Source organism: Mycobacterium sp. NGS17 (assembly GCF_059813205.1).
Genome location: NZ_JCALED010000002.1, coordinates 468,418 through 490,872, shown reverse-complemented (window position 1 = coordinate 490,872; position 22,455 = coordinate 468,418). Strand labels below are relative to the sequence as shown.

Sequence of the window (22,455 nt, the reverse complement as noted above, 5' to 3'; positions counted from 1 at the left end):
TTGACAGCGCAGGCCCCGCCCAGCGATGTTGGGCGGGGCCTGTTGCTGTCAGCCAGGCATGAAAGCAGTCAAAGGAGAAACGTGCCGATCGAACGAGTGGGAGTTGTCGGGGCCGGCCAGATGGGATCCGGCATCGCCGAGGTCTCGGTCCGTGCCGGTGTCGACGTGACCGTGTTCGAAACCACCGAGGCCCTCATCACGGCCGGCCGCAACCGCATAGTGAAGTCGCTGGAGCGCGGCGTCAGTGCCGGCAAGGTGACCGAGCGGGAACGCGACCGGGCGTTGAGCAAGCTCACCTTCACCACCGACCTGACGGACCTCGCCGACCGCCAGCTGGTCATCGAAGCGATCATCGAGGACGACGCCGTCAAGGGACAGGTCTTCGCCGAGCTCGACCGAGTCATCACCGACCCCGACGCGGTTCTGGCGTCCAACACCTCCAGCATCCCGATCATGAAGATCGCCGCGGCCACCAAGAACCCGCAACGCGTGCTGGGTCTGCACTTCTTCAACCCCGTCCCGGTGCTGCCGCTTGTCGAATTGGTCAGCACCCTGGTCACCGACGACGCCGCCGCCGCGCGCACCGAGGAATTCGCGAGCGCGGTGCTGGGCAAGCAGGTGGTGCGCTGCTCCGACCGATCCGGCTTCGTAGTGAACGCGCTGTTGGTGCCCTACCTGCTGTCGGCAGTGCGCATGCTCGAATCCGGTTTCGCCACCGTCGAGGACATCGACAAGGCCGTGGTGGCCGGGCTCTCGCACCCGATGGGCCCGCTGCGGCTGTCCGACCTGGTCGGCCTGGACACCCTCAAGCTGATCGCGGACAAGATGTACGACGAGTTCAAGGAGCCGCTCTACGCCGCGCCGCCGCTGCTGCTGCGCATGGTGGAGGCCGGCCGGCTCGGCAAGAAGACGGGCCAGGGCTTCTATACGTACTGAGGCCAGCCGGGTGTGATCGTCAAGTAGGACAAGCCAATTCAGCCCCCCACGGTGATCCGTCGGGGGCTGAATGCTTTACCCGGGCCGGTTACTTCTCCAGCGTGAACTGGTTGACGTCGGTGTAGCCCTCCCGAAACAGCTTGGCGCAGCCGGTGAGGTACTTCATGTAGCGGTCGTAGACCTCCTGGGACTGAATGGCCAGAGCCTGCTCGCGATTCGCCTCGAGCGCCTCGGCCCACAGGTCCAGCGTCCTGGCGTAGTGCAGCTGCAGCGACTGCACCCGGGTCAAGTCGAAGCCCACCGTGACCCCGTACTCGCCGACGGTCTGCGGGGTCGGCAGCCAGCCGCCGGGGAAGATCTCGGCCAGGATGAACTGCGAGAACTGGACAATCTCGTGCGTCAGTTTCATGCCCTTGGCCCGGGCATCTTTGAACGATGGCCGAACGATGGTGTGCAGCAACATCACTCCGCCGGGCGGCAGCGCCTCGTAGGCCATCTTGAAGAAGCGGCCGTAGCGCTGGCGGCCGAAGTGCTCGAACGCGCCGATCGACACGATGCGGTCCACCGGCTCGTGGAACTTCTCCCAGCCCTCCAGCAGCACCCGTCGGGTGCGGGGGGTGTCCATCTGGTCGAAGGACTTCTGCACGTGCTCGGCCTGGTTCTCCGAGAGCGTCAGGCCGATGACATTGACGTCATACTTCTCGATGGCTCGCCGCAGCGTGGCTCCCCAGCCGCAGCCGATGTCCAGCAGCGTCATCCCGGGCTCGAGCTTGAGCTTGCCCAGCGCCAGATCGATTTTCGCGATCTGCGCCTCCTCGAGCGTCATGTCATCACGCTCGAAGTACGCGCAGCTGTAGGTCTGGGTGGGATCCAGAAACAGCCGGAAAAAGTCGTCGGACAAGTCATAATGAGCTTGCACGTTTCCGAAATGCGGCGTGAGCTGCACAGACATGTCGATACGAGCCTTCCTATATTGGGGGGCAGGGGTTGGAGCCGAACGACGACCCCGCTGTTTTCCCCCGATACTCCTCTGCATGCTAGTACCTGCGCCGGGCCGAGTCGCCCCGCAAGTCGCGTGCTCAGCCTCACACGGCACGGGTGCAATCCCCAAAACCCGCGGCGTGGCCGAAGCCAGCTTCAGGGCCCGAACTCGCCCTGTCGCGGCGGCACGATCGGTGACGGATGGGGTTCGCCGCGGAACTTCTCCAGCGATCCGCCGACCTCGACGATTCCCTTGAGAGCGTTCCAGCTCAGCATGGTCAGGTAGTCGATCAACTCATCGCGGCTCATTCGCGGGTACGACATCCACGAGTGGGTGGCCAGCTGAACACCACCCACGATCAGGTACGCCCACGGCTCCACGCCACCGGTGTCCATCCCCGCGTGCTGCATGCGGCGGCGCATCAGCACCGCGAGCATGCGCGCGATGATGCGCTCGGAGTCGGCAATGACCTTGCTCTTGCTGGCCGAGCTGTTGGACATCACGAACCGGTACGGCTCGGGCTCGTTCGCGACGGTCTCGACGTACACGCGGATGACCTCGCGAGTCAGGTCGAAGCCGTCGAGCCCAGACGTCAGTGCCCCGGCCATGTTGGGGATCAGGGTGGTTTGGGTGAACCGCATCATCACGGCCGTCGTCAGGTCGTTCTTGTCGACGAAATAGCGGTACAGCACCGTCTTGGAGACCCCGATCTCGGCGGCGATCTCATCCATGCTCAGCGCGCCACCCAGCCGGCGAATCGCGTCGATCGTGCCGTCGACCAGCTCGTTACGACGATCCACTTTGTGCTGGTGCCAGCGCCGCTTGCGCCCATCCATCTTGGCGCTCACCGCTGTGATTTGCTCTGCCACAGTCGCCAAATTCCCATTCCCTAGACGCCCCTGATCTTACGGCGTGAGGGGGTCGGTTTCGTGCCGTGGCCGGGCGCGGGTGAGACCTCGCGAACAGTGTGGTCACACTAATCGGCGGGAAACATAGATGATGGAGTGGTGGCACATCGAGCCTCGGTGAGAGAGGAAGCGTCGGGCCCGCCGGTGGCGAGGCCCAATTCACTGACGCCGTCGACCGCGGCCCGCCCGCTTCGCGCGTCTTTCGCCGAGTCCTTCGCCGGCGCCGATCCCGAAGCCGACGCGCAGCGCCGCGTGGCGTTGCGCCGGATGAAGCTGGTGGCACTGAGCTTTCTGCTCGGTGCCACCGTCGTGTTCCTCGCCTGCCGGTGGGCCCAGGCGCATGTCAGTCTGGGGGCCTGGGTGGGGTATGTCGGCGCCGCCGCCGAGGCCGGCATGGTGGGCGCCCTGGCGGACTGGTTCGCCGTGACCGCGCTCTTCAGGCACCCGCTGGGCATTCCCATTCCGCACACCGCGATCATCAAACGCAAGAAAGACCAGCTCGGCGAGGGTCTGGGTACGTTCGTCCGGGAGAATTTCTTGTCGCCGGAGGTCGTCGAAACCAAGCTGCGCGACGCCCAGGTGTCCGGCAGGCTCGGCAAGTGGCTGTCGGAGTCCACCCACGCGGAGCGGGTGGCCAGCGAGACGGCCACGGTGCTGCGGGTGCTGGTCGAACTGCTGCGCGACGAGGACGTCCAGCAGGTGATCGACCGGATGATCGTGCGCCGGATCGCCGAACCGCAGTGGGGCCCACCGGTCGGACGAGTGCTGGCCACCCTGCTTGCCGAGCACCGGCAGGAGGCGCTGATCCAGTTGCTGGCCGACCGGGCCTTTCAGTGGTCGCTGAAGGCGGGCGAGGTCATCCAACGGGTGGTCGAGCGCGACTCGCCGACCTGGTCCCCACGCTTCGTCGACCATCTGGTCGGTGATCGCATCCACCGCGAACTGATGGACTTCACCGACAAGGTGCGCCGCAATCCGGACCACGAATTGCGCCGGTCGGCCACCCGCTTCCTGTTCGACTTCGCCGAGGACCTGCAGCACGACCCGGACACCATCGCACGCGCCGACGCGATCAAGGAGCAGCTGATGGCGCGCGACGAGATCGCCAACGCCGCGGCGACGGCGTGGAAGACGCTGAAGCGGTTGGTTCTCGAGGGGGTGGACGATCCGTCCAGCGCGCTGCGCACCCGGATAGCGGACACCGTGGTCCGCATCGGGGAATCGCTGCGCGACGACGCCGACCTGCGCGACAAGGTCGACAATTGGCTGGTCCGGGCGGCCCAGCACCTGGTGTCGCAATATGGGGTGGAGATCACAGCCATCATCACCGACACGATCGAGCGCTGGGACGCCGAGGAGGCCAGCCGGCGCATCGAACTGCACGTTGGCCGTGACCTGCAATTCATCCGGATCAACGGGACCGTAGTCGGTTCGCTGGCGGGTCTGGTGATCTACGCCGTCGCGCAGTTGTTGATCTAGCGGAATTTCTAGCAGTGCTAACAAGTGCTTGCAATAGCAAGCACTTGTAGTAACCTGGGTCGCGTCACGACCAGTCAGCCGACCAGGAGCACGCCATGACGCCCGAGGAGAAGCTCTCCGCCAAGGTGTCCAACGCTGCCTCCGACATGGCCTCCGACATCGGGAGCTTCATCCGTACCCAGCGTGAACTCGCGCAGGTGTCGGTGCGCCAACTCGCCGAAAAGTCCGGGGTCAGCAATCCATATCTAAGCCAGGTGGAGCGCGGGTTGCGTAAGCCCTCCGCCGATGTCTTGAACCAGATCGCGAAGGCCCTTCGGGTCTCCGCCGAGGTTCTCTATGTGCGCGCCGGGATTCTCGAACCCAGTGACAAAAGTCAGGTACGGGACGCGATCGTCACTGACACTGCGATCACCGAGCGGCAAAAGCAAATCCTGCTCGACATCTATTCGTCGTTCACGCAGCAAAACGAATCGATCCAAGAGGAGTGTCCGACCGAATCCGACAGCGAGTGATCAGTCCGCCTCACCCGGCCTCGCAGCAGCTGAGCTGGGAGAACGTGCCGGAAGGCGGGCTTGTCACATCGCGGTCGCGAGTCGGTGATGTATAGACGACCGGCCGTCGGGGTTACCCCAACGGGGAACCTACCGGTTCACAGCCGATCGCTGGATGAACCGTCCCGGCACTGGCGGCCCCAGTTGCGAAGGAGACGTTTGCACCTACTTTCTCGACCAGACAGCTAACAACGCCAAATAACACCGATAGCGAAACACCTCATGAAAGGAAAGACCATGGCGGAAAACACCAACATCGAAGATTTGCGGGCGCCGCTGCTCGCAGCGCTGGGCGCGGCCGACCTGGCCCTGGCCACCGTCAACGACCTGATCGCCGGCCTGCGTGAGCGCGCCGAAGAGACCCGCGCCGAGACCCGCACCCGGGTCGAGGAGCGTCGCGCTCGCCTGACGAAGCTCCAGGAGGACCTGCCCGAGCAGTTCACCGAGCTGCGCGACAAGTTCACCACCGACGAGCTGCGCAAGGCCGCCGAGGGCTACCTGGAGGCGGCGACCACCCGCTACAACGAGCTGGTGGAGCGCGGCGAGGCGGCCCTGCAGCGGCTGCGTAGCCAGACCGCGTTCGAGGACGCGTCCGCTCGCGCCGAGGGCTACGTCGACCAGGCCGTCGAGCTGACGCAGGAGGCGCTCGGCACCGTCGCTTCGCAGACCCGCGCGGTCGGCGAGCGCGCCGCCAAGCTGGTTGGCATCGAGCTGCCGGGCAAGGCCGAAGCGGCCCCCAAGAAGGCCCAGAAGGCCGTCGCCAAGAAGGCCCCCGCCAAGAAGGCCCCGGCCAAGAAGGCTCCGGCTAAGAAGGCTCCGGCCAAGAAGGTCACCCAGAAGTAGCACCGGAAGTCCCACGACGTTCGGCTCCGAGTCGCCTCCGGGTGACTCGGAGTCGACGTTTTGGCGGGTGCCCGCATACCCTTAAGGCGTGAACCACCTCGTGGGAACCGTCATGTTGATCTTGCAGATCGCCGTTCTAGTGACGGCGATCTATGCGTTCGTGCATGCCGCGCTGCAACGACCCGACGCCTATACCGCCGCCGAGAAGCTGACCAAGCCGGTGTGGTTGCTGATCCTGGGCGGCGCTGTCGCCCTGACATCCATCTTGGGATTCGTTTTCGGCGTGCTGGGTATGGCGATCGCGGCCTGTGCCGCCGGGGTGTATCTGGTCGACGTCCGGCCCAAATTGCTTGAGATCCAGGGTAAGTCGCGCTAGCGGAATGAAGATCCTGCTGACGGCGCCGGTTGCGGTGCTCGTCGCCTTGTCGTGTCCGGCACCGCACGCCGCCGCCACGCCCGACCCGGGTAGCGGCGCGGCGAATCCGTCCGCCCCGGCCCCGCCCTACATCGACCACACCCGGTGGGCGCAGTGGCAGGGCAAACCCAGCCTGCGGGTCTTCCCGTCGCCGGCCGGCCGAACCGCCTCCAGAATCCCCGCGACCGCGGCTCTGGCCGACGAGGCCTGGGCCGAGGTGCTCGCCTTATCGCCGGACGCCGACACCCCGGGCATGCGCGCGCAGTTCCTGTGCCACTGGCAGTTCGCCGAACTCGCCCAGCCCGGCAAGATCAGCTGGAACCTCGAGCCGTGGCGGCCCGTCGTCGACGACACCGAGATGGTCGCCTCCGGCTGCAATCCCGGCGGTCCGGAAGAATCCTTCTGATGGCAGCCCGACCCAGCCGAGCGCAGTTGGCGGCGTTCGTCGACCACACGCTGCTCAAGCCCGAGGCAACCGAAGCCGACGTGGTGGCCCTGGTCGCCGAAGCGGCCGAACTGGGGGTCTACGCGGTGTGTGTCTCGCCCTCGATGGTCCCCGTCGCGGTGGGGGCGGGCACCGGCGTGCGGGTGGCCAGCGTGGCGGGCTTTCCGTCCGGCAAGCACCTCCCGGCGGTGAAGGCGCACGAAGCGGCCCTGGCCGTCGCCTCCGGTGCCTGCGAGATCGACATGGTCATCGATGTCGGGGCGGCTCTGGCCGGCGACATCGATGCGGTGCGCTCCGATGTCCATGCCGTGCGCAGCGCGATCGGCGGCACCGTGCTCAAGGTGATCGTGGAGTCGGCGGCGCTGCTGGCGCTGGCGGACGGGCCCACGCTGACCCGGGTATGCCGCGCCGCCGAAGACGCCGGCGCGGACTTCGTGAAGACATCAACCGGATTTCACCCGGCCGGCGGCGCATCCGTGCGCGCGGTGGCCCTGATGGCCGAGACGGTCGGTGGCCGCCTCGGGGTGAAGGCCAGCGGCGGAATCCGTACCGCCGCGGACGCGCTCGCGATGCTGGATGCCGGCGCCACCCGCCTGGGGCTGTCGGGAACGCGGGGCGTGCTCGACGGCCTGGGTTGAGCCGGACTGACGAAGCCGCTCGCCGTCAGAGGTTGGCGAAGCAGGGGTCGTTGTCGTTGCCGCCGTTCGGAATGCTGGCGTTCCTCGTCGAGAAGTGGCTCGTCACACCGGTATCGGTGACCTGCACGCTGTCGGCGTGGATGCCCAACGGGTAGTTCTTCGTCTGGTTCGAGGTGAACTCGTCGAGCGTCGACTGCACCGACTCCTTGGGCATGGTGAAACCGAGCGCGTTGAAATGCACGATCTGCAGCTGCAACCCGGTGCCCGAGACGACCGGCTTGGCCGTGATGTTGTCCAACATGCCCTTCAGTTCGACGGTGCCGTCGGCGGGATGGGTGGTGACGGTGTTGGTGACGAACGGGCCCAGAACCGGGATCGCGTCCTGCACCGACTGCTTGATGCCGTCACTGGTCCAGGTGATGGTCGCGTCCAGCGAGCCGATGGTGCCCTTCGAGTTGGCGCTGTCCTGGAGCCGGACGTCCTTGATGTTGATCGAGAGCTTCATGCCCTTGGCGTCGCGCAGGTTGTTGCCGGCCGTCTCCACCGAGATGTTCGTGTAGTGCTTGGTCGCCACTTGCCACAGCATCAAGGGGGTCACCCCGAAGGACGCGGTGGCCTGGTCCTTGACCTCGCAGGCCACCGCCTGGGCGATCTTGTTGTTTGCGGTGTGGCGCACGTACAGCTCCGCCCCGATGAGCGCGGCGATGATCAGCGCGAACACGATGACGAAGATCAGCAGGATGGAGACCGGGTCGCGTCCGAAGCGGCGCTTCTTCTTCCCTGGCGCCGCCTCATCGCCGGGCGCAGTGGTCAGCCGCTCCGTCTGGCCGGCGCCCGGGTTGGGCGGCGGCGGGTAGCCGGGCTGCTGCATGTTCGGCTGGGGCGTCCCGAATCGCTCGGTCCGCCCGGGCGGGGGACCCTGGGCGGGGGGCGGCGGCGGGGGCACGTGGCCGGGGCCTCCGGTGCTGATCCGCTCGGTCGGCCGCTCGGTGGGAGGCTGGCCGAAGGGTCCCTGGTGAGGGGGACGGGCCCACTTCGACGGGTCCGGGTTCGGTGGTCCTTGTGGGTTCGTCACCCGACCGATTCTGCCTTATCAACCTGAGTAAAGTCCGAGCGGTTGCGAAGGACCGCGATACTTTCGCGGGCCTCGGCGACCGCGCCGACGTCGATGTCGGCAAGCAGTAGCTGCGGTTGAGAGCCGGCCGACGCGACGACGTCGCCCAGCGGCGAGACGACCAGGCTGCCCCCGACGCCGGTCGGTGCCCCCGCCCCGGAGGGCTGGGTGTCAGCGGGATCGGCCTGCCCGGCGGCCGCGACGTAGCTCATCGAATCGAGTGCGCGGGCGCGAGCCAGCAGCGTCCACTGGTCGAGTTTGCCGGGACCCGCGCCCCAGGACGCGCACACCGCGATCACCTCGGCGCCGCGGCGGGCCAATTCGGTGTAGAGCGCCGGGAAACGAATGTCGTAGCAAACGGTCAGCCCCACCCGGACGCCGTCGACCGTGATCACCACCGGATCGTGTCCCGCCGCGACCGTGCGGGATTCGGTGAAGCCGAACGCGTCGTAGAGGTGGATCTTGTCGTAATGGGCGAAATCGTGCGGGCCGGCCGCGATCAGTGTGTTCTTCACCCGCCCGTCGCCCGACGGGGTGAACATGCCGGCGACGACGGTGATGCCGGAATCGGCCGCGATGCGGCGCACCCCGTCCGCCCAGGGCCCGTCGACCGGCTCGGCGACCGGGCCCAGCGGCACGCCGAAGCGGCACATGGTCGCCTCGGGGAACACCACCAGCGTCGCGCCCGCGTCGGCGGCCTGGCGGCTGTATTCGGCCACCAGCCGCAAGTTTGCCGGCGGGTCGGTGCCGCTGAGGATCTGCGCCAACGCGATTCGCATGAGCGCCAGCTTAGGCGCGGTGACCGTGCGGGCCGCCGCGGTCGAGATCTCAGGCCGTCTTGGCGATCCACTCCGTGGTGAAACGTTGTTCGGCGGCGACCAGTTGGGCCAGCCGGGTGCCGATGATGTTCTCCAACTTGCCGCCGATGATCGGCACGCGCACCTGGACCGTGGCGCGAAACGTCAGCCGGGCGCCGCCGGTCCGTTCGATGGGTTCCAAGACGGCGGTGCCGGCCAGCTGCACCGGCGCATCGACGATGGAACCCGCGACCGTCCCCGTCGCGGCGCCGCCGGTGACCGGACCCCACGCCTCCTCGCGGCGGATGCGCAGGTCACCGCTGTGCAACTGCGTCACCATGCCCGGCAGCTTGTCGCTGCGGATCACCTGCAGGGTGACGACCTCGACGGTGTCCTCGTCGCCGACCCGCATCGATTCCAGCGTCGCGATGTCGACGCCCGACCCGGCCAGCCTGGCCCGCCAATAATTTTCGTCGGTGAAGGCGCGATGCACCTCGTCAACACTGCCGTCGTAGTCGGCCGACAAGTCGAATGAACGCGGCATAGCAGGTCAGGCTACCGTTACGGCCCATGAATTCCAGCGGAGCCGGTGCGGAGTTCGCCGGTGCGGCGGTGGCCGACGCGGCGCCACTGGCGCCGCTGACCACGCTGCGGGTCGGCCCGACCGCCCGTCGCCTGATCACCTGCACCAGCAGCGAGCAGGTGATCGCCGCATTGCGGCGGCTGGACGCCGAAACCACTGGCGCGCAACGCGATTCGGTGCTGGTGTTCGCCGGCGGTTCCAACCTGGTGATCTCCGACGACCTCACCGACCTGACCGCGGTGCGGCTGGCCAACGACGGCATCACCGTCGAGGGCAACGTGCTCCGCGCACAGGCGGGCGCGGTGTGGGACGACGTCGTGGTCGCGGCCATCGAGCACGGCCTCGGCGGGCTGGAATGCCTGTCCGGCATCCCCGGCTCGGCCGGGGCCACCCCGGTGCAGAACGTCGGGGCGTACGGCGCCGAAGTCTCCGACACGATCACCCGGGTTCGGGTGCTCGACCGCGGCAGCGGCGAGGTGCGCTGGGTGCCCGGCAGCGAGCTGGGCTTCGGCTACCGCACCAGCGTGTTCAAACGCGGCGGCGACGGACTCGAAACCCGTTCTGTGGTACTGGAAGTGGAGTTCGAGCTGGACGCGTCCGGGCGCAGCGCGCCGTTGCGCTACGGCGAGCTGGCCGCCGCGCTGGACGTCGCCGGCGGCGAGCGCGCCGACCCGCAAGCCGTCCGCGACGCCGTGCTCGCCCTGCGTAGGCGCAAGGGCATGGTGCTCGACCCGGCCGACCACGACACCTGGAGCGTGGGCTCGTTCTTCACCAACCCGGTGGTCGCCCCGGACGTCTACGAACGGCTGGCCGCGACGGTCGACGGCCCGGTCCCGAACTACCCAGCGCCGGGCGGAGTCAAGCTGGCCGCCGGCTGGCTGGTGGAGCGGGCGGGCTTCGGCAAGGGCTATCCGCAGCCGGGTCCGGGCGACCCCGAAGCGCCCTGCCGCTTGAGCACCAAGCACGCTTTGGCTCTGACCAACCGCGGCGGCGCCGGCTCCGATGACGTGATTAGGCTGGCGCGGACCGTCCGCGACGGCGTCCAGCGTGTGTTTGGCATCACACTGGTTCCCGAACCCGTGCTGCTCGGCTGCAGGCTGTAGCCGCAAAATTCGTCGACGCGAGCCCGGGCCCGATTTGTGGTGGCCGGGCCGGCCGTTTTTCCCCGGTATCTTTGACTTTCGTGACCCCGTCCGACGCCCCGCGGCCGTTCAGCCGGCGTGCGGCTTTGGCGACCCTGGGACTGGGCGTGCTGGCCCCCAACGTGCTGGCCGCGTGCGGCGGCACGACCGCGACGCAAGCCGAGAAGAAAGAACAGCCGGCGCCGCAGCTCAAATACCAGCCGGCCAACGCGACCGACAACGTCGTGCCGATCGCCCCGGTCAGCGTCCAGGTCAACGACGGCTGGTTCCAGCGCGTCACGCTGTCGAACTCGTCGGGCAAGGCCGTCGCGGGCGCCTTCAACCAAGACCGCACCGTCTACACGACCTCCGAGCCGCTGGGCTACGACCAGACCTACACCTGGACCGGCTCGGCCGTCGGGCACGACGGCAAGGCGGTCCCGGTGGCGGGCAAGTTCACCACGGTGTCGCCCACCAAGAAGATCGGCGGGGCATTTCAGCTCGCCGACGGCCAGACCGTCGGGATCGCCGCGCCGATCATCATCCAGTTCGATGCGCCGATCAGCGACAAGGCGGCCGTCGAGAAGGCGCTCACCGTCACCACCAACCCGCCCGTCGAGGGCAGCTGGGCCTGGTTGCCCGATGAGGCGGCCGGCGCCAGGGCGCACTGGCGCACTCGCGAGTACTACCCGGCGGGCACCACCGTCAACGTCGAGGCCAAGCTCTACGGCCTGCCGTTCGGCGACAGCGCCTACGGCGCCGACGACATCTCGCTGAACATCCAGATCGGTCGCCGGCAGGTGGTCAAGGCCGAGGTTTCGTCGCACCGCATCCAGGTGATCCGCGACGAGGGCGTCATCATGGACTTTCCGTGCAGCTACGGCGAGGCCGACAAGGCGCGCAACGTCACCCGCAACGGCATCCACGTGGTCAGCGAGAAATACGCCGACTTCTACATGTCCAACCCGGCCGCCGGTTACAGCCACGTCCACGAACGCTGGGCCGTCCGGATCTCCAACAACGGCGAGTTCATCCACGCCAACCCGGCGAGCGCCGGCGCGCAGGGCAACACCAACGTCACCAACGGCTGCATCAACCTCTCGACGGGGGACGCCGAGCAGTACTTCCAGTCGGCGATCTACGGCGACCCCGTCGAGGTGACCGGCAGCACCATCCAGCTGTCCTACTCCGACGGCGACATCTGGGACTGGGCCGTGGACTGGGACACCTGGGTGGCCATGTCCGCGCTGCCGCCGCCGACGGCCCGCCCGCCGTCAACGCAGATCCCGGTCACCGCGCCGGTCACGCCGTCCAACGCGCCGACCCTGTCGGGCACTCCGACCACGTCGTCGACACCGGCCAGCACCGGGCCGGCTACCCCCGGCGGTTAAACCGCGAGGTCGTGGCCTGGTCGCGCGGCTTCATCACGATCAAGTCCAGATCGACGTGCGGCGGACGCGACGCGACGAACCCGATGACCTCGGCCACGTCCTCGGCCACCAGCGGCGTGATGCCCGTGTAGACGGAGTCCGCGCGTTGTTGGTCGCCGTCGAAGCGGACCAACGAGAATTCGGTTTCGACCGCGCCCGGGGCGATCTCGGTCAGGCGCACCGGCTTGCCCAACAGCTCGCCGCGCAGCGTGCGGTGCAGCGCCCCCTGGGCGTGTTTGGCCGCGGTGTATCCGGCGCCGCCGTCGTAAACCTCAAGTGCCGCAACGGAGGTGACGGTGACGATCAGCCCGTCGCCCGATTCGATCAGCTTGGGCAGCAACGCTCGGGTGACGCGCAGCGTGCCGATCACGTTGGTCTCCCACATCCACTGCCAGTGCTCGAGGTCCGCATCGGCGACCGGCGCCAGCCCCCGGGCGCCGCCGGCGTTGTTGACCAGCACATCGACCCGATCCAGTTTGCTCGCCAATGTTTCGATCGCCGCCTCTTGTGTGACATCGGCCACAACGGCGGTGCCCCCGATTTCACTGGCCAGAGCCTCGATCCGGTCCGCCCGGCGCGCCACTGCGACGACATGAAAGCCCTGCGCAGCCAGGTTTCGGGCGGTTGCTGCGCCGATCCCCGAGCTGGCACCGGTGATTACTGCGACTCGCTTATTCCTGCCAGTTTTAACCATCGAAACAACCTTAATGAACGTGCTAGATTTTGCGTGTGCTCCTCAGCGCCCTGTCCAACACCACGACCACCGCGTGTCTTTGCGCGGCGGGTGCGTGTTGTTGCTGCGCACTTTGCCGCTCCTGACCTCAGCCAGGTGTGGCCAAGACGGCCAGCAAAATTCGGACAAAAGGACGCTCGTGCGCACCAATACCCTCACCCATACCCATCATTCGCCCGGCCGTGCCGTCGGGCACCTGCCCGGTCAAAAGGGCCACCGCTCGGTGCGCCGGCAGATCGTGTCGCCGGCGCTCAACATCCCCGACTCGGCGGCGGCCTCCGTCTTCCGGGCCGTCCGGCTGCGGGGCCCCGTCGGCCGTGACGTCATCGCCGGCGTCACCTCGCTGAGCATCGCCACGGTCAACCGCCAGGTCATCGCGCTGCTGGAGGCGGGCCTGCTGCGCGAGCGCGCCGACCTGGCCGTCTCCGGCGCGATCGGCCGCCCCCGCGTGCCGGTCGAGGTCAACCACGAGCCGTTCGTCACCCTCGGCATCCACATCGGGGCACGGACGACCAGCATCGTGGCCACCGACCTGTTCGGCCGGACCCTCGACACCGTCGAAACCCCGACGCCGCGCAACCCGGCCGGCCCCGCGCTGGCGACGCTGGCCGACAGCGCCCGCCGCTACCTGCGGCGTTGGCACCGCCGCCGGCCGCTGTGGGTGGGGGTCGCCATCGGCGGCACCGTCGACAGCGCCACCGGCCAGGTGGACCACCCGCGGCTGGGCTGGCGCCAGGCGCCGGTCGGACCGGTGCTGGCCGACGCGTTGGGCCTGCCGGTCTCGGTGGCCTCGCACGTCGATGCGATGGCGGGCGCCGAGCTGCTGCTGGGCATGCGGCGCTTCCTGCCCAGCTCGCCGACCAGCTTGTACGTCTACGCCCGCGAGACGGTGGGCTATGCGCTGATGATCGGCGGCCGGGTGCACGTTCCGGCCAGCGGCCCGGGCACCATCGCCACGCTTCCGGCCCACTCGGAGCTGCTCGGCGGGACCGGCCAACTGGAGTCCACCGTCAGCGACGAGGCCGTCGTGGCCATCGCGCGCCAGCTGCGCATCCTGCCCTTCGCCCCGGCGAACCGCCCCAACGGCTCCGCCACCGGCATCTCCGATCTGCTGCGCGTGGCGCGGGCCGGCAACCAGCAGGCCAAGGATCTGCTCGCCGAGCGGGGCCGCGTGCTCGGCGAGGCGGTGGCGCTGCTGCGCGACATGCTCAACCCCGACGAGCTGGTGGTCGGCGGCCAGGCATTCACCGAGTACCCCGAGGCGATGCAGCAGGTGGAGGCGGCCTTCGCCGAGCGCTCCGTGCTGGGGCCCCGCGACATCCGCCTCACCGCCTTCGGCAACCGGGTGCAGGAGGCCGGCGCGGGCACCGTCTCGCTGTCCGGGCTGTACGCGGACCCGCTGGGTGCGATGCGGCGCGCCGGGGCGCTGGATGCCCGGGTGCACGACGTGGCCCGCGACGAGTCGTCCGCCTGACGCGAGTCCTTGTCCAGCGCGCCTGGGCTGGCCCGCGAACCATCCTGTAAAGATGACAGGGTGCGGCACGATGACGTTTTCCGGCTGAATGAACCGCGCCGGGTCGCAGTGTTGGCGGTTCACACCTCACCACTGGCCCAGCCCGGCACCGGCGACGCGGGCGGCATGAACGTCTATGTGCTGCAGACCGCGCTGCACCTGGCGCGGCGGGGCATCGAGGTGGAGATCTTCACGCGCGCGACCGCGTCCGCCGACCCGCCGGTCGAGCGGGTGGCGCCCGGGGTGCTGGTCCGCAACGTCGTGGCCGGCCCGTTCGAAGGGCTGGACAAATACGACCTGCCCACCCAGCTGTGCGCGTTCGCCGCCGGGGTGTTGCGCGCCGAGGCATCGCACGAGCCCGGCTACTACGACATCGTGCACTCGCATTACTGGCTGTCCGGGCAGGTCGGTTGGCTGGCGCGCGATCGCTGGGCGGTGCCGTTGGTGCACACCGCGCACACGCTCGCCGCGGTCAAGAACGCGGCGCTGGCGCAGGGCGATTCTCCTGAACCGCCGCTGCGCACGGTCGGCGAGCAACAGGTGGTCGACGAGGCGGACCGGTTGATCGTCAACACCGATGACGAAGCCAACCAACTGATCTCGATCCACCACGCCGACCCGGCGAGGATCGACGTCGTCCATCCCGGGGTGGATCTCGACGTGTTCTGTCCCGGCGACCGCGGGGCCGCCCGGGCCGCACTGGGACTTCCGCCCGATGACGACATCGTGGCGTTCGTCGGCCGCATCCAGCCCCTCAAGGCGCCCGACATCGTGCTGCGCGCCGCCGCGAAACTGCCCGGCGTGCGCATCGTGGTGGCCGGCGGCCCCTCCGGCAGCGGCCTGGCGTCCCCGGACGGATTGGCCCGGCTGGCCGACGATCTCGGTATCGCCGAGCGGGTGACATTCCTGCCCCCGCAGTCGCGCCCGAACCTGGCCACGCTGTTCCAGGCCGCCAATGTGGTTGCGGTGCCCAGCTATTCGGAGTCTTTCGGTTTGGTGGCCCTCGAGGCGCAGGCGTGTGGGACGCCGGTCGCGGCGGCCGCGGTCGGCGGGCTGCCGGTGGCCGTGCGGCACGGGGTGACCGGAACCCTGGTGGCCGGCCACGACGTCGAACAGTGGGCGGATGCCCTGGGCCGGTTGCTGCGGTTGCCCGCTGCGCAAGCCGGCGCGATGGCCCGCGCGGCCGCCGCGCATGCCGCCACGTTCTCCTGGGACCACACCACCGATGCGCTGCTGTCCAGCTATCGGCGCGCCATTCGCGAATACACCGCAGAGCGTCGCGGGGTGGGCGCATGACGTCCACCGTGGAGCGCGTCATCGAGGATGCCCTGCAGGCCAGTGGGCTGAACTACTCGAAACACCCTGGCGCACATGGCGGTTTGTCGGGGTTGGTGGTCGAACTCCCCGGCGAGCGCAAGCTCAAGACCAACACCATCTTGAGCGTCGGCGAGCATTCGGTGCGCGTCGAGGCGTTCGTGTGCCGCAAGCCCGACGAGAACCACGAAGGCGTCTATCGCTTCCTGCTGAAGCGCAATCGCCGCCTCTACGGCGTGGCCTACACGCTGGACAACGTCGGCGACATCTATCTGGTGGGCCGCATGTCGCTGGCTTCGGTGGACGCCGACGAGCTCGACAGAGTGCTCGGGCAGGTGCTCGAAGCGGTGGATTCGGACTTCAATACGTTGCTGGAGTTGGGTTTTCGTTCGTCGATCCAGAAAGAGTGGGAGTGGCGGGTGTCTCGCGGTGAGTCGCTGAAGAACCTGCAGGCCTTCGCCCACCTGATCGACGAAGACGACGATGCAGTGGGGGAACCCCCAGCCGCGGAGCGGCGAGGGGGACGCGAAGCGCGATGAGGAGGAGTCGAGCATCGCGGCACGACGACGACGACGCCGACGACGGCTGAATGAGTGCGTGAGAGACTGACCGGCATGGGTGAAACCGCCACGCTGGTACTGCTTCGCCATGGCGAAAGCGAATGGAACTCGCTGAACCTCTTCACCGGTTGGGTCGATGTCGGCCTCACCGACAAGGGCCGGACCGAAGCCGTGCGCAGCGGTGAGCTGCTGACCGAGAACAACCTGCTGCCCGACATCCTCTACACCTCGCTGCTGCGCCGGGCCATCTCCACCGCGCACCTGGCGCTGGACGCCGCCGACCGGCTGTGGATCCCGGTGCGGCGCACCTGGCGGCTCAACGAACGCCACTACGGGGCGCTGCAGGGGCTGGACAAGGCCGAGACCAAGGCCCGCTACGGCGACGAGCAGTTCATGGCCTGGCGGCGCAGCTATGACACGCCGCCCCCGCCCATCGAGCGGGGCAGCACCTACAGCCAGGACGCCGATCCCCGGTACGCCGACATCGGCGGCGGCCCGCTCACCGAGTGCCTGGCCGACGTGGTCGTGCGCTTCCTGCCGTATTTCACCGACGTCATCGTCCCGGACCTGCGCAGCGGCAAGACGGTGCTGATCGTGGCGCACGGCAACTCGCTACGGGCCCTGGTCAAGCACCTCGACCAGGTGTCCGACAATGAGATCGCCGGATTGAACATCCCGACCGGCATCCCGCTGCGTTACGACCTGGACGCTGACCTGCGGCCGGTGGTGCCCGGCGGCACCTATCTGGACCCGGAGGCCGCCGCCGCCGGGGCCGCCGCGGTTGCCAGCCAGGGACGCGGCTGACGCCGGCGCGCCCACGCCGTTTCGCGAGATGAAGGGCATTTAGCCAAACATCGCGTGAACGGGAGCGAAACACCTGTTGCGCAAGGTGTGACTTGTCCGATTTTGGCCTCGTTGCGCTAGGGCAGCGTTCAGGAAGATTTGTAGGATTTGCTATGTGACTGTGTTCTCGGCGCTGTTGCTGGCCGGGGTTTTGTCCGCGCTGGCGCTGGCCGCAGGTGTACTGGTCGGGACCCGGCTGTCACCGCGGGCGGTGCAGCGCCGCCAGCGCGTCGAATGGACCGGGATCACCGTCGCACAGATGCTGCAACGCATCGTGGCGCTGATGCCGCTGGGCGCGGCGGTGGTGGACGCGCATCGCGACGTCGTCTACCTCAACGACCGGGCCATGGAGCTGGGCCTGGTGCGCGACCGTCAGCTCGATGACCAGGCCTGGGAGGCCGCGCAGCAGGCCCTGACCGGCGTCGACGTCGAATTCGACCTGCGGCCGGCGAAACGGGCGGGTGGCCGCTCCGGGCTCTCGGTGCACGGGCAGGCCCGTTTGCTCAGCGAAGAAGACCGCCGGTTCGCCATCGTGTTCGCCCACGACCAGTCCGACTACGCGCGGATGGAAGCGACCAGGCGCGACTTCGTGGCCAACGTCAGCCACGAGCTCAAGACCCCGGTGGGTGCCATGGCGCTGCTCGCCGAGGCCCTGCTGGCCTCGTCCGACGACTCCGAGACCGTCCGGCGGTTCGCCGAAAAGGTGCTCGTCGAGGCCAACCGGCTGGGGGACATGGTCGCCGAGCTGATCGAGCTGTCCCGGCTACAGGGAGCCGAACGGCTGCCCAACGTCATCGAGGTCGACGTCGACAAGGTTGTGGGAGAAGCGATTTCGCGCCACAAGGTGGGGGCCGACAACGCCGATATCGAGGTCCGCACCGACGCGCCCAGCGGTCTGCGGGTGCTGGGCGACGAGACGCTGCTGGTCACCGCCCTGGCCAACCTGGTATCCAACGCCATCGCCTATTCGCCGCCGGGTTCGCCGGTGTCGATCAGTCGCCGTCGCCGCGGCGACAACATCGAGATCGCGGTGACCGACCGCGGCATCGGGATAGCCCTGGAAGATCAGGAGCGGGTTTTCGAGCGGTTCTTCCGCGGGGACAAGGCGCGCTCGCGCGCCACCGGCGGCAGCGGGTTGGGCCTGGCCATCGTCAAGCACGTCGCGGCCAATCACAACGGCAGCATCGGCGTGTGGAGCAAGCCCGGAACCGGATCGACATTCACCCTTTCCATCCCGGCGGCCGTGGCGTCTCATCCAGACGAGGGCGAATCCGAGCAGTCGCAGGGCCGCGACGTGCGGCCCAACCGCTCACAACGAGAGGAAGAACTAAGTCGATGACCCGCGCGTATGACGATGCAGAACGCAGCGATGAGGAGGAATCGCGCCCATGACCAGTGTGCTGATCGTGGAGGACGAGGAGTCGCTGGCCGATCCGCTGGCGTTCCTGCTCCGCAAGGAGGGTTTCGAGGCCACCGTGGTGACCGACGGCACGGCCGCGCTGGCCGAATTCGATCGGGGCGGCGCCGACATCGTGCTGCTCGACCTGATGCTGCCGGGAATGTCGGGCACCGACGTCTGCAAGCAGCTGCGTGCGCGCTCGAGCGTGCCGGTGATCATGGTGACCGCCCGGGACAGCGAGATCGACAAGGTGGTCGGCCTCGAACTCGGTGCCGACGACTACGTGACCAAGCCGTATTCCGCGCGCGAGTTGATCGCCCGGATCCGGGCGGTGTTGCGCCGCGGCGGTGACGACGATTCCGAGATCAGCGACGGCGTGCTCGAATCCGGTCCCGTGCGGATGGATGTCGAACGCCACGTCGTTTCGGTCAACGGCGACACGATCACGTTGCCGCTCAAGGAGTTTGACCTCCTCGAATATCTGATGCGCAACAGCGGGCGGGTGCTGACCCGCGGACAGTTGATCGACCGGGTGTGGGGCGCCGACTACGTCGGCGACACCAAGACGCTCGACGTCCACGTCAAGCGCCTGCGGTCCAAGATCGAGGCCGACCCGGCCAACCCGGTGCACCTGGTGACGGTGCGCGGGCTGGGCTACAAGCTCGAGGGCTAGCCGCACGCTCAGCGGGCGGCGCCGACGATGTGGTCGGCGACGCCCAGGGCCAGCGCCATGATCGACAGCTGCGGATTCACTTCCGGGCAGCTGGGCAGGATCGACGCGTCGGCCACCCACACACCGCGCACGCCGCGCAGCCGACCCGTCGCGTCGACCGGACACAACTGCTCGTCGGCGCCCGCCGCGACGGTGCCGGTCGGATGAAACGCCGCGACGTGCAGGCTTCTCGGGTCGGCGCGCTGCAGCGCATCCCGCAGTGCGGGCAGCGACGTCACCGTCGTCGCATGCGGCAGGCCGGTGAGGACCTCGACGGCTCCCGCGGCGAACAGCAATCGCCCCATGGCCTCCATCGCCGTCACCAGCTTGGCGGCGTCGCCCCTGTCGATCGGGTAGCGCATCACCGTCTGGCCGCGGACCGACGACACCGAGCCGACGCCACGGTCGGCCACCATGGCCCCTAGCGTGGCGACCTGCGTCGCCCGGTCGAGCCAGCCGAGTAGCTCGGCGCCGTAGCCCGGAAAGACCATTGACCCCATCCCCGGCGGGGTGGACGTGGCCTCGATGAGCACACCCTGGGACTCGTGCAGCTCGTGGACGGCGGCGCTTTGCAGCACGCCGTGCCAGGCGACGACGTCCGAGTCGAAGCGCCCGGCGAGCACCGTCGCCGGATGCACCGCCAGATTGCGGCCGACCCGCGGGTGGTCGCCGAACCCGCTGCGCCGCAGCAGGTTCGGTGACTCTGTCGCGCCCGCGGCGACGACGACCGTGTCGGCCAGGATGTCCAGTGCGGTGCCGTCGACCCGGCGCCCGCGCACCCCATAGGCACGCCCGCGCCGGTGCAGTACCCGTTCCACGCGGGCGTGCGAGACGATCCGGGCGCCCGCCGCGCAGGCCTGCGGCAGCGCGTTGAGGTGCACCCCGTACTTGGCGTTGCGTGGGCACCCGATTGCGCACTGGCAACAGCCCGCACAGCCTGGAGCGTTACGCGGGATCGGCGCCGCCTGCCAGTCCAGCGTCGCGGCGGCGTCCAGCAGCAGGCGCCCGTTGCGGCCCATGATGTCCATCGGCACGGGCGCGACCCGCAGCGTGCGTTCGACCTCGTCGAGGTGGTTCGTCAGCCGGTCGTGGTCGGCCAGGCCGAGACCGAACACGTCGCGCCAGCGCCGGGCGACGGCGGGCGGCGGCCGGTAGCAGGTGCCGGAGTTCACGACGGTGGTGCCGCCGACCGCGCGGCCGATCGGCAGCACCACCGACGGGCGTCCCAGCGCGACGGTGGCCCCGCCGCCGCGGTAAAGCCCGGCGTAACGGTCGATCGGGTGAATGCCGCGGAATTCTTCGACCGTCCAGCGACGTCCCTCCTCGACTACGACGGTGTCGACGCCGGCCCGCGCCAGGGTGCGGGCCACCATCGCGCCGCCGGCGCCCGAGCCGACGACCACGGCGTCGGCCGTGACGACCGACGGGCAGTCGGCCGAGGAGATGACGGTCAGATCCGGATCGGGGCGCGCCACGTCGTGCTCGCGGGCGCGGGCGAACAGTTCGGGCGCATAGGTGTCGGCACCGTTTGCGAGCAACACGATCGCCTTGAGCGCCTCGAGGGCGGCACCGGCCTCCGGGCTGAGCGAAGCCACTCGGCGCAACAACCGTTCCCGGCCGCCGGGGCCGAGCCGCGACAGTGGCCGGCCGGTGGTGAGATAGCTTGCGGCGCTGACTGATGCGAATCCGGCGCGCACTCCCAGCCTCGATGTCGCCGGGAGCTGGGTGAGGTATCGCTCGATGCGCTCAGCCAGCTCCGCCGCTGGGGGGCCGCCGTGTTCCTCGGGCAGCAGCGCGGTGCCGAACGACGCGGCTGCCCGTTCGGCCGCGCGGCTCATGCCAGCAATCCGAACCGGCGGCCGATCTTGATGAAGAGCGGATAGGTCGCGAAGATGGCGGCCGCCGCCGCGTGCAGCGGCCAACGCGCTTTCGCGGTGTCGACCCCGAAAACCCCGCTGTTCCACATGAAGTCGCGCCCGTTGCGCGCGCGGAACGGGCGCCACAGCAGTCCGAGCCCGGGCACGTCGTGGTAGAGGCCGAACGACCCGCCGAAGAAGATGCCAAGGACCGCGGCCTCGGCGACGTCTCGCCGGTCCGGCGGCACGTGCCGCTCGATGAGCGCGCCGCTGGCCATCAGCAGCGGCGGGTCGAGTAGGAAGCTCATGTCGGGATCCTTTCGTTGATGTCGGGCGCCTCGACGCCGCGCAGGCCTACCTCGGCATGTCCGAGCACCGACCAACGGCGGTCGTCGATTTCGACGTGAATGTCGGCCTGTTCGGTGTTCGTGCAGACGGCGGCGCCGCCGTCGGGGTCGGTGTAGTCCAGGCTCACGCAGCGGTCCGGCGGCTGGTCGACCCGGATGAGCACCCGGCGAGCGCCGATGCGTCCTTCCAGCTGCCAGTGCCTGGGGCCGAGCGTTGTCCGCATCCGCAGGGACGGCAAAGCGCTTGCGGGCCAGTCTCTTCCGTCGATGCGGAACCGCACGAAAGCCAGCGGGGCGAGCCTGCGCAGGCCCGGCTTGTGTGACACGGCGGTGACCACCTCGAGGACGTCGCCGCCACCGAGGTCGGCGTGGATCCACCCCCAGCGCTTGGCGTTGCCGTGCCCGTAGATGTGGGCAACGGCGCCGCGCCAGCCGTCGATGCGTGCCGCGGCGTCTGCGACGGTCAGCGAGCCGGCGAAGTCGGCGGTGGGGGCGAGGACGACCTGGGCGCCGGGCAGCAGCTCGCGCTCCCAGGCCGGGCGCGGAAACGTCCACAGCGGGCGCGCGGTGTCCGTCCAGGACAGGTCCCAGGCCAGCGATCCGGCGCGGCCGCAGAGCCGGCCGTCGGCCACCTGCACGCCGTCGGCGTCGAACCATCGGGGGCCGGTCGCGGGCTGGGTGGGCTCGGGGCCGAATCGCTCGGTGCGGGGTGAGCCCTCGGGAGGGAACCAGGTGATCCAGCCGTGCGCGTAGGCGGCGCCCTGCTGCGGCGCCACGGTCTCGCAATGGACCCACAAGCCCGCACGCGTCCGTGGGTCGGAGAGCGTGGCGTACCAGACCTCGAGGCGCCCTGGCTTGCCGCGCCAGCGTGGGGCCGCGGCCGAACGCTGTTCGTCGTCCATAACTTGCTCCCGTCGCCGACGCAGTCCACTATAT

The 22,455-nt window shown here is 68.8% G+C and carries 24 protein-coding genes; 15 read left to right on the top strand and 9 right to left on the bottom strand.

Annotated elements, in window-relative coordinates; translation table 11 throughout:
- Nucleotides 1-81: 81 nt before the first annotated feature.
- Entirely contained in the window at nucleotides 82-936 is an 855-nt protein-coding gene (locus AC5Y7E_RS06485; protein WP_499948040.1) for a 3-hydroxybutyryl-CoA dehydrogenase, read from the top strand.
- An 88-nt stretch (nucleotides 937-1,024) separates the two neighbouring features.
- On the opposite strand, the gene pcaA is transcribed toward AC5Y7E_RS06485, so the two are convergent.
- Both pcaA and AC5Y7E_RS06475 read right to left on the bottom strand, forming a co-directional pair.
- The gene (pcaA, locus tag AC5Y7E_RS06480) at nucleotides 1,025-1,888 is read right to left on the bottom strand and encodes a cyclopropane mycolic acid synthase PcaA (RefSeq protein WP_499918007.1); all 864 of its coding nucleotides are present in this window, start codon (nucleotides 1,886-1,888) and stop codon (nucleotides 1,025-1,027) included.
- A 185-nt stretch (nucleotides 1,889-2,073) separates the two neighbouring features.
- Entirely contained in the window at nucleotides 2,074-2,787 is a 714-nt protein-coding gene (locus tag AC5Y7E_RS06475; RefSeq protein ID WP_499918009.1) for a TetR/AcrR family transcriptional regulator, read from the bottom strand.
- Nucleotides 2,788-2,922: 135 nt separating this feature from the next.
- On the opposite strand from AC5Y7E_RS06475, the gene AC5Y7E_RS06470 reads away from it, so the two are divergent.
- The 6 genes from AC5Y7E_RS06470 (at nucleotide 2,923) to deoC (ending at nucleotide 7,197) form a co-directional block, all read left to right on the top strand.
- Complete coding sequence (locus AC5Y7E_RS06470; RefSeq protein ID WP_499948038.1) at nucleotides 2,923-4,305, top strand: DUF445 domain-containing protein; 1,383 nt, start codon at nucleotides 2,923-2,925, stop codon at nucleotides 4,303-4,305.
- 95 nt (nucleotides 4,306-4,400) lie between these two features.
- Nucleotides 4,401-4,817, top strand: coding sequence for a helix-turn-helix domain-containing protein (locus tag AC5Y7E_RS06465; protein WP_499918011.1), 417 nt, complete (start codon nucleotides 4,401-4,403; stop codon nucleotides 4,815-4,817).
- A 276-nt stretch (nucleotides 4,818-5,093) separates the two neighbouring features.
- Nucleotides 5,094-5,699, top strand: a complete 606-nt coding sequence (gene hbhA, locus AC5Y7E_RS06460) for a heparin-binding hemagglutinin HbhA (protein WP_499918012.1) — start codon at nucleotides 5,094-5,096, stop codon at nucleotides 5,697-5,699.
- An 88-nt stretch (nucleotides 5,700-5,787) separates the two neighbouring features.
- Nucleotides 5,788-6,075, top strand: a complete 288-nt coding sequence (locus AC5Y7E_RS06455; protein WP_067122766.1) for a DUF2516 family protein — start codon at nucleotides 5,788-5,790, stop codon at nucleotides 6,073-6,075.
- 4 nt (nucleotides 6,076-6,079) lie between these two features.
- On the top strand, nucleotides 6,080-6,520 hold the full coding sequence (locus AC5Y7E_RS06450) for a DUF2599 domain-containing protein (protein ID WP_499918013.1): 441 nt from the start codon (nucleotides 6,080-6,082) through the stop codon (nucleotides 6,518-6,520).
- On the top strand, nucleotides 6,520-7,197 hold the full coding sequence (gene deoC, locus AC5Y7E_RS06445; RefSeq protein WP_499918014.1) for a deoxyribose-phosphate aldolase: 678 nt from the start codon (nucleotides 6,520-6,522) through the stop codon (nucleotides 7,195-7,197). The genes AC5Y7E_RS06450 and deoC overlap by 1 nt, the downstream gene beginning before the upstream one ends.
- 25 nt (nucleotides 7,198-7,222) lie before the next feature.
- Here deoC and AC5Y7E_RS06440 read toward each other — a convergent pair whose 3' ends face one another.
- From AC5Y7E_RS06440 to AC5Y7E_RS06430, 3 genes are read right to left on the bottom strand one after another with little or no spacing between them, the layout of a single operon-like run.
- On the bottom strand, nucleotides 7,223-8,272 hold the full coding sequence (locus AC5Y7E_RS06440; protein WP_499918015.1) for an LmeA family phospholipid-binding protein: 1,050 nt from the start codon (nucleotides 8,270-8,272) through the stop codon (nucleotides 7,223-7,225).
- On the bottom strand, nucleotides 8,269-9,090 hold the full coding sequence (locus AC5Y7E_RS06435) for a carbon-nitrogen hydrolase family protein (protein WP_499918017.1): 822 nt from the start codon (nucleotides 9,088-9,090) through the stop codon (nucleotides 8,269-8,271). The genes AC5Y7E_RS06440 and AC5Y7E_RS06435 overlap by 4 nt, the downstream gene beginning before the upstream one ends.
- 49 nt (nucleotides 9,091-9,139) lie before the next feature.
- Nucleotides 9,140-9,652, bottom strand: coding sequence for a DUF2505 domain-containing protein (locus AC5Y7E_RS06430; protein WP_499918018.1), 513 nt, complete (start codon nucleotides 9,650-9,652; stop codon nucleotides 9,140-9,142).
- Nucleotides 9,653-9,678: 26 nt separating this feature from the next.
- Here AC5Y7E_RS06430 and AC5Y7E_RS06425 point away from each other — a divergent pair, with 26 nt between their 5' ends.
- Together AC5Y7E_RS06425 and AC5Y7E_RS06420 are read left to right on the top strand one after the other, a co-directional pair.
- The gene (locus tag AC5Y7E_RS06425; protein ID WP_499948036.1) at nucleotides 9,679-10,794 is read left to right on the top strand and encodes a UDP-N-acetylmuramate dehydrogenase; all 1,116 of its coding nucleotides are present in this window, start codon (nucleotides 9,679-9,681) and stop codon (nucleotides 10,792-10,794) included.
- Between the two features lie 32 nt (nucleotides 10,795-10,826).
- Nucleotides 10,827-12,203, top strand: a complete 1,377-nt coding sequence (locus AC5Y7E_RS06420) for a L,D-transpeptidase (protein ID WP_499948329.1) — start codon at nucleotides 10,827-10,829, stop codon at nucleotides 12,201-12,203.
- Here the strand turns inward: AC5Y7E_RS06420 and AC5Y7E_RS06415 are convergent.
- Complete coding sequence (locus AC5Y7E_RS06415; RefSeq protein WP_499918022.1) at nucleotides 12,187-12,936, bottom strand: SDR family NAD(P)-dependent oxidoreductase; 750 nt, start codon at nucleotides 12,934-12,936, stop codon at nucleotides 12,187-12,189. The genes AC5Y7E_RS06420 and AC5Y7E_RS06415 overlap by 17 nt on opposite strands.
- Before the next feature lie 235 nt (nucleotides 12,937-13,171).
- Here AC5Y7E_RS06415 and AC5Y7E_RS06410 point away from each other — a divergent pair, with 235 nt between their 5' ends.
- From AC5Y7E_RS06410 to regX, 6 genes are all read left to right on the top strand, one after another.
- Complete coding sequence (locus tag AC5Y7E_RS06410; protein WP_499948328.1) at nucleotides 13,172-14,449, top strand: ROK family protein; 1,278 nt, start codon at nucleotides 13,172-13,174, stop codon at nucleotides 14,447-14,449.
- A 60-nt stretch (nucleotides 14,450-14,509) separates the two neighbouring features.
- A complete protein-coding gene (mshA, locus tag AC5Y7E_RS06405) occupies nucleotides 14,510-15,784 on the top strand; it encodes a D-inositol-3-phosphate glycosyltransferase (RefSeq protein WP_499948035.1) in 1,275 nt (424 codons plus the stop codon).
- A complete protein-coding gene (locus AC5Y7E_RS06400; protein ID WP_499948033.1) occupies nucleotides 15,781-16,341 on the top strand; it encodes a type III secretion system chaperone family protein in 561 nt (186 codons plus the stop codon). The genes mshA and AC5Y7E_RS06400 overlap by 4 nt, the downstream gene beginning before the upstream one ends.
- 75 nt (nucleotides 16,342-16,416) lie before the next feature.
- Nucleotides 16,417-17,166, top strand: coding sequence for a phosphoglyceromutase (locus AC5Y7E_RS06395; protein WP_499948031.1), 750 nt, complete (start codon nucleotides 16,417-16,419; stop codon nucleotides 17,164-17,166).
- Nucleotides 17,167-17,320: 154 nt separating this feature from the next.
- A complete protein-coding gene (locus AC5Y7E_RS06390) occupies nucleotides 17,321-18,544 on the top strand; it encodes a sensor histidine kinase (protein ID WP_499918033.1) in 1,224 nt (407 codons plus the stop codon).
- A gap of 49 nt (nucleotides 18,545-18,593) precedes the next feature.
- The gene (gene regX, locus AC5Y7E_RS06385) at nucleotides 18,594-19,277 is read left to right on the top strand and encodes a two-component sensory transduction protein RegX (RefSeq protein WP_499918034.1); all 684 of its coding nucleotides are present in this window, start codon (nucleotides 18,594-18,596) and stop codon (nucleotides 19,275-19,277) included.
- 8 nt (nucleotides 19,278-19,285) lie between these two features.
- On the opposite strand, the gene AC5Y7E_RS06380 is transcribed toward regX, so the two are convergent.
- From AC5Y7E_RS06380 to AC5Y7E_RS06370, 3 genes are read right to left on the bottom strand one after another with little or no spacing between them, the layout of a single operon-like run.
- A complete protein-coding gene (locus AC5Y7E_RS06380) occupies nucleotides 19,286-21,154 on the bottom strand; it encodes a GMC family oxidoreductase (protein ID WP_499948029.1) in 1,869 nt (622 codons plus the stop codon).
- Nucleotides 21,151-21,480, bottom strand: coding sequence for a hypothetical protein (locus AC5Y7E_RS06375; RefSeq protein ID WP_499948027.1), 330 nt, complete (start codon nucleotides 21,478-21,480; stop codon nucleotides 21,151-21,153). The genes AC5Y7E_RS06380 and AC5Y7E_RS06375 overlap by 4 nt, the downstream gene beginning before the upstream one ends.
- Nucleotides 21,477-22,421, bottom strand: coding sequence for a tocopherol cyclase family protein (locus AC5Y7E_RS06370; protein ID WP_499948025.1), 945 nt, complete (start codon nucleotides 22,419-22,421; stop codon nucleotides 21,477-21,479). Before AC5Y7E_RS06370 ends, AC5Y7E_RS06375 begins: the two co-directional genes overlap by 4 nt.
- Nucleotides 22,422-22,455 lie beyond the last annotated feature (34 nt).

Coding starts and splice junctions, on each gene's coding strand:
- pcaA (WP_499918007.1), bottom strand. CDS start 1,888: ATGTCTGTGCAGCTCACGCCGCATTTCGGAAACGTGCAAGCTCATTAT.
- AC5Y7E_RS06465 (WP_499918011.1), top strand. CDS start 4,401: ATGACGCCCGAGGAGAAGCTCTCCGCCAAGGTGTCCAACGCTGCCTCC.
- hbhA (WP_499918012.1), top strand. CDS start 5,094: ATGGCGGAAAACACCAACATCGAAGATTTGCGGGCGCCGCTGCTCGCA.
- AC5Y7E_RS06450 (WP_499918013.1), top strand. CDS start 6,080: ATGAAGATCCTGCTGACGGCGCCGGTTGCGGTGCTCGTCGCCTTGTCG.
- deoC (WP_499918014.1), top strand. CDS start 6,520: ATGGCAGCCCGACCCAGCCGAGCGCAGTTGGCGGCGTTCGTCGACCAC.
- AC5Y7E_RS06435 (WP_499918017.1), bottom strand. CDS start 9,090: ATGCGAATCGCGTTGGCGCAGATCCTCAGCGGCACCGACCCGCCGGCA.
- AC5Y7E_RS06430 (WP_499918018.1), bottom strand. CDS start 9,652: ATGCCGCGTTCATTCGACTTGTCGGCCGACTACGACGGCAGTGTTGAC.
- AC5Y7E_RS06425 (WP_499948036.1), top strand. CDS start 9,679: ATGAATTCCAGCGGAGCCGGTGCGGAGTTCGCCGGTGCGGCGGTGGCC.
- AC5Y7E_RS06415 (WP_499918022.1), bottom strand. CDS start 12,936: ATGGTTAAAACTGGCAGGAATAAGCGAGTCGCAGTAATCACCGGTGCC.
- AC5Y7E_RS06400 (WP_499948033.1), top strand. CDS start 15,781: ATGACGTCCACCGTGGAGCGCGTCATCGAGGATGCCCTGCAGGCCAGT.
- AC5Y7E_RS06395 (WP_499948031.1), top strand. CDS start 16,417: ATGGGTGAAACCGCCACGCTGGTACTGCTTCGCCATGGCGAAAGCGAA.
- regX (WP_499918034.1), top strand. CDS start 18,594: ATGACCAGTGTGCTGATCGTGGAGGACGAGGAGTCGCTGGCCGATCCG.
- AC5Y7E_RS06380 (WP_499948029.1), bottom strand. CDS start 21,154: ATGAGCCGCGCGGCCGAACGGGCAGCCGCGTCGTTCGGCACCGCGCTG.
- AC5Y7E_RS06375 (WP_499948027.1), bottom strand. CDS start 21,480: ATGAGCTTCCTACTCGACCCGCCGCTGCTGATGGCCAGCGGCGCGCTC.
- AC5Y7E_RS06370 (WP_499948025.1), bottom strand. CDS start 22,421: ATGGACGACGAACAGCGTTCGGCCGCGGCCCCACGCTGGCGCGGCAAG.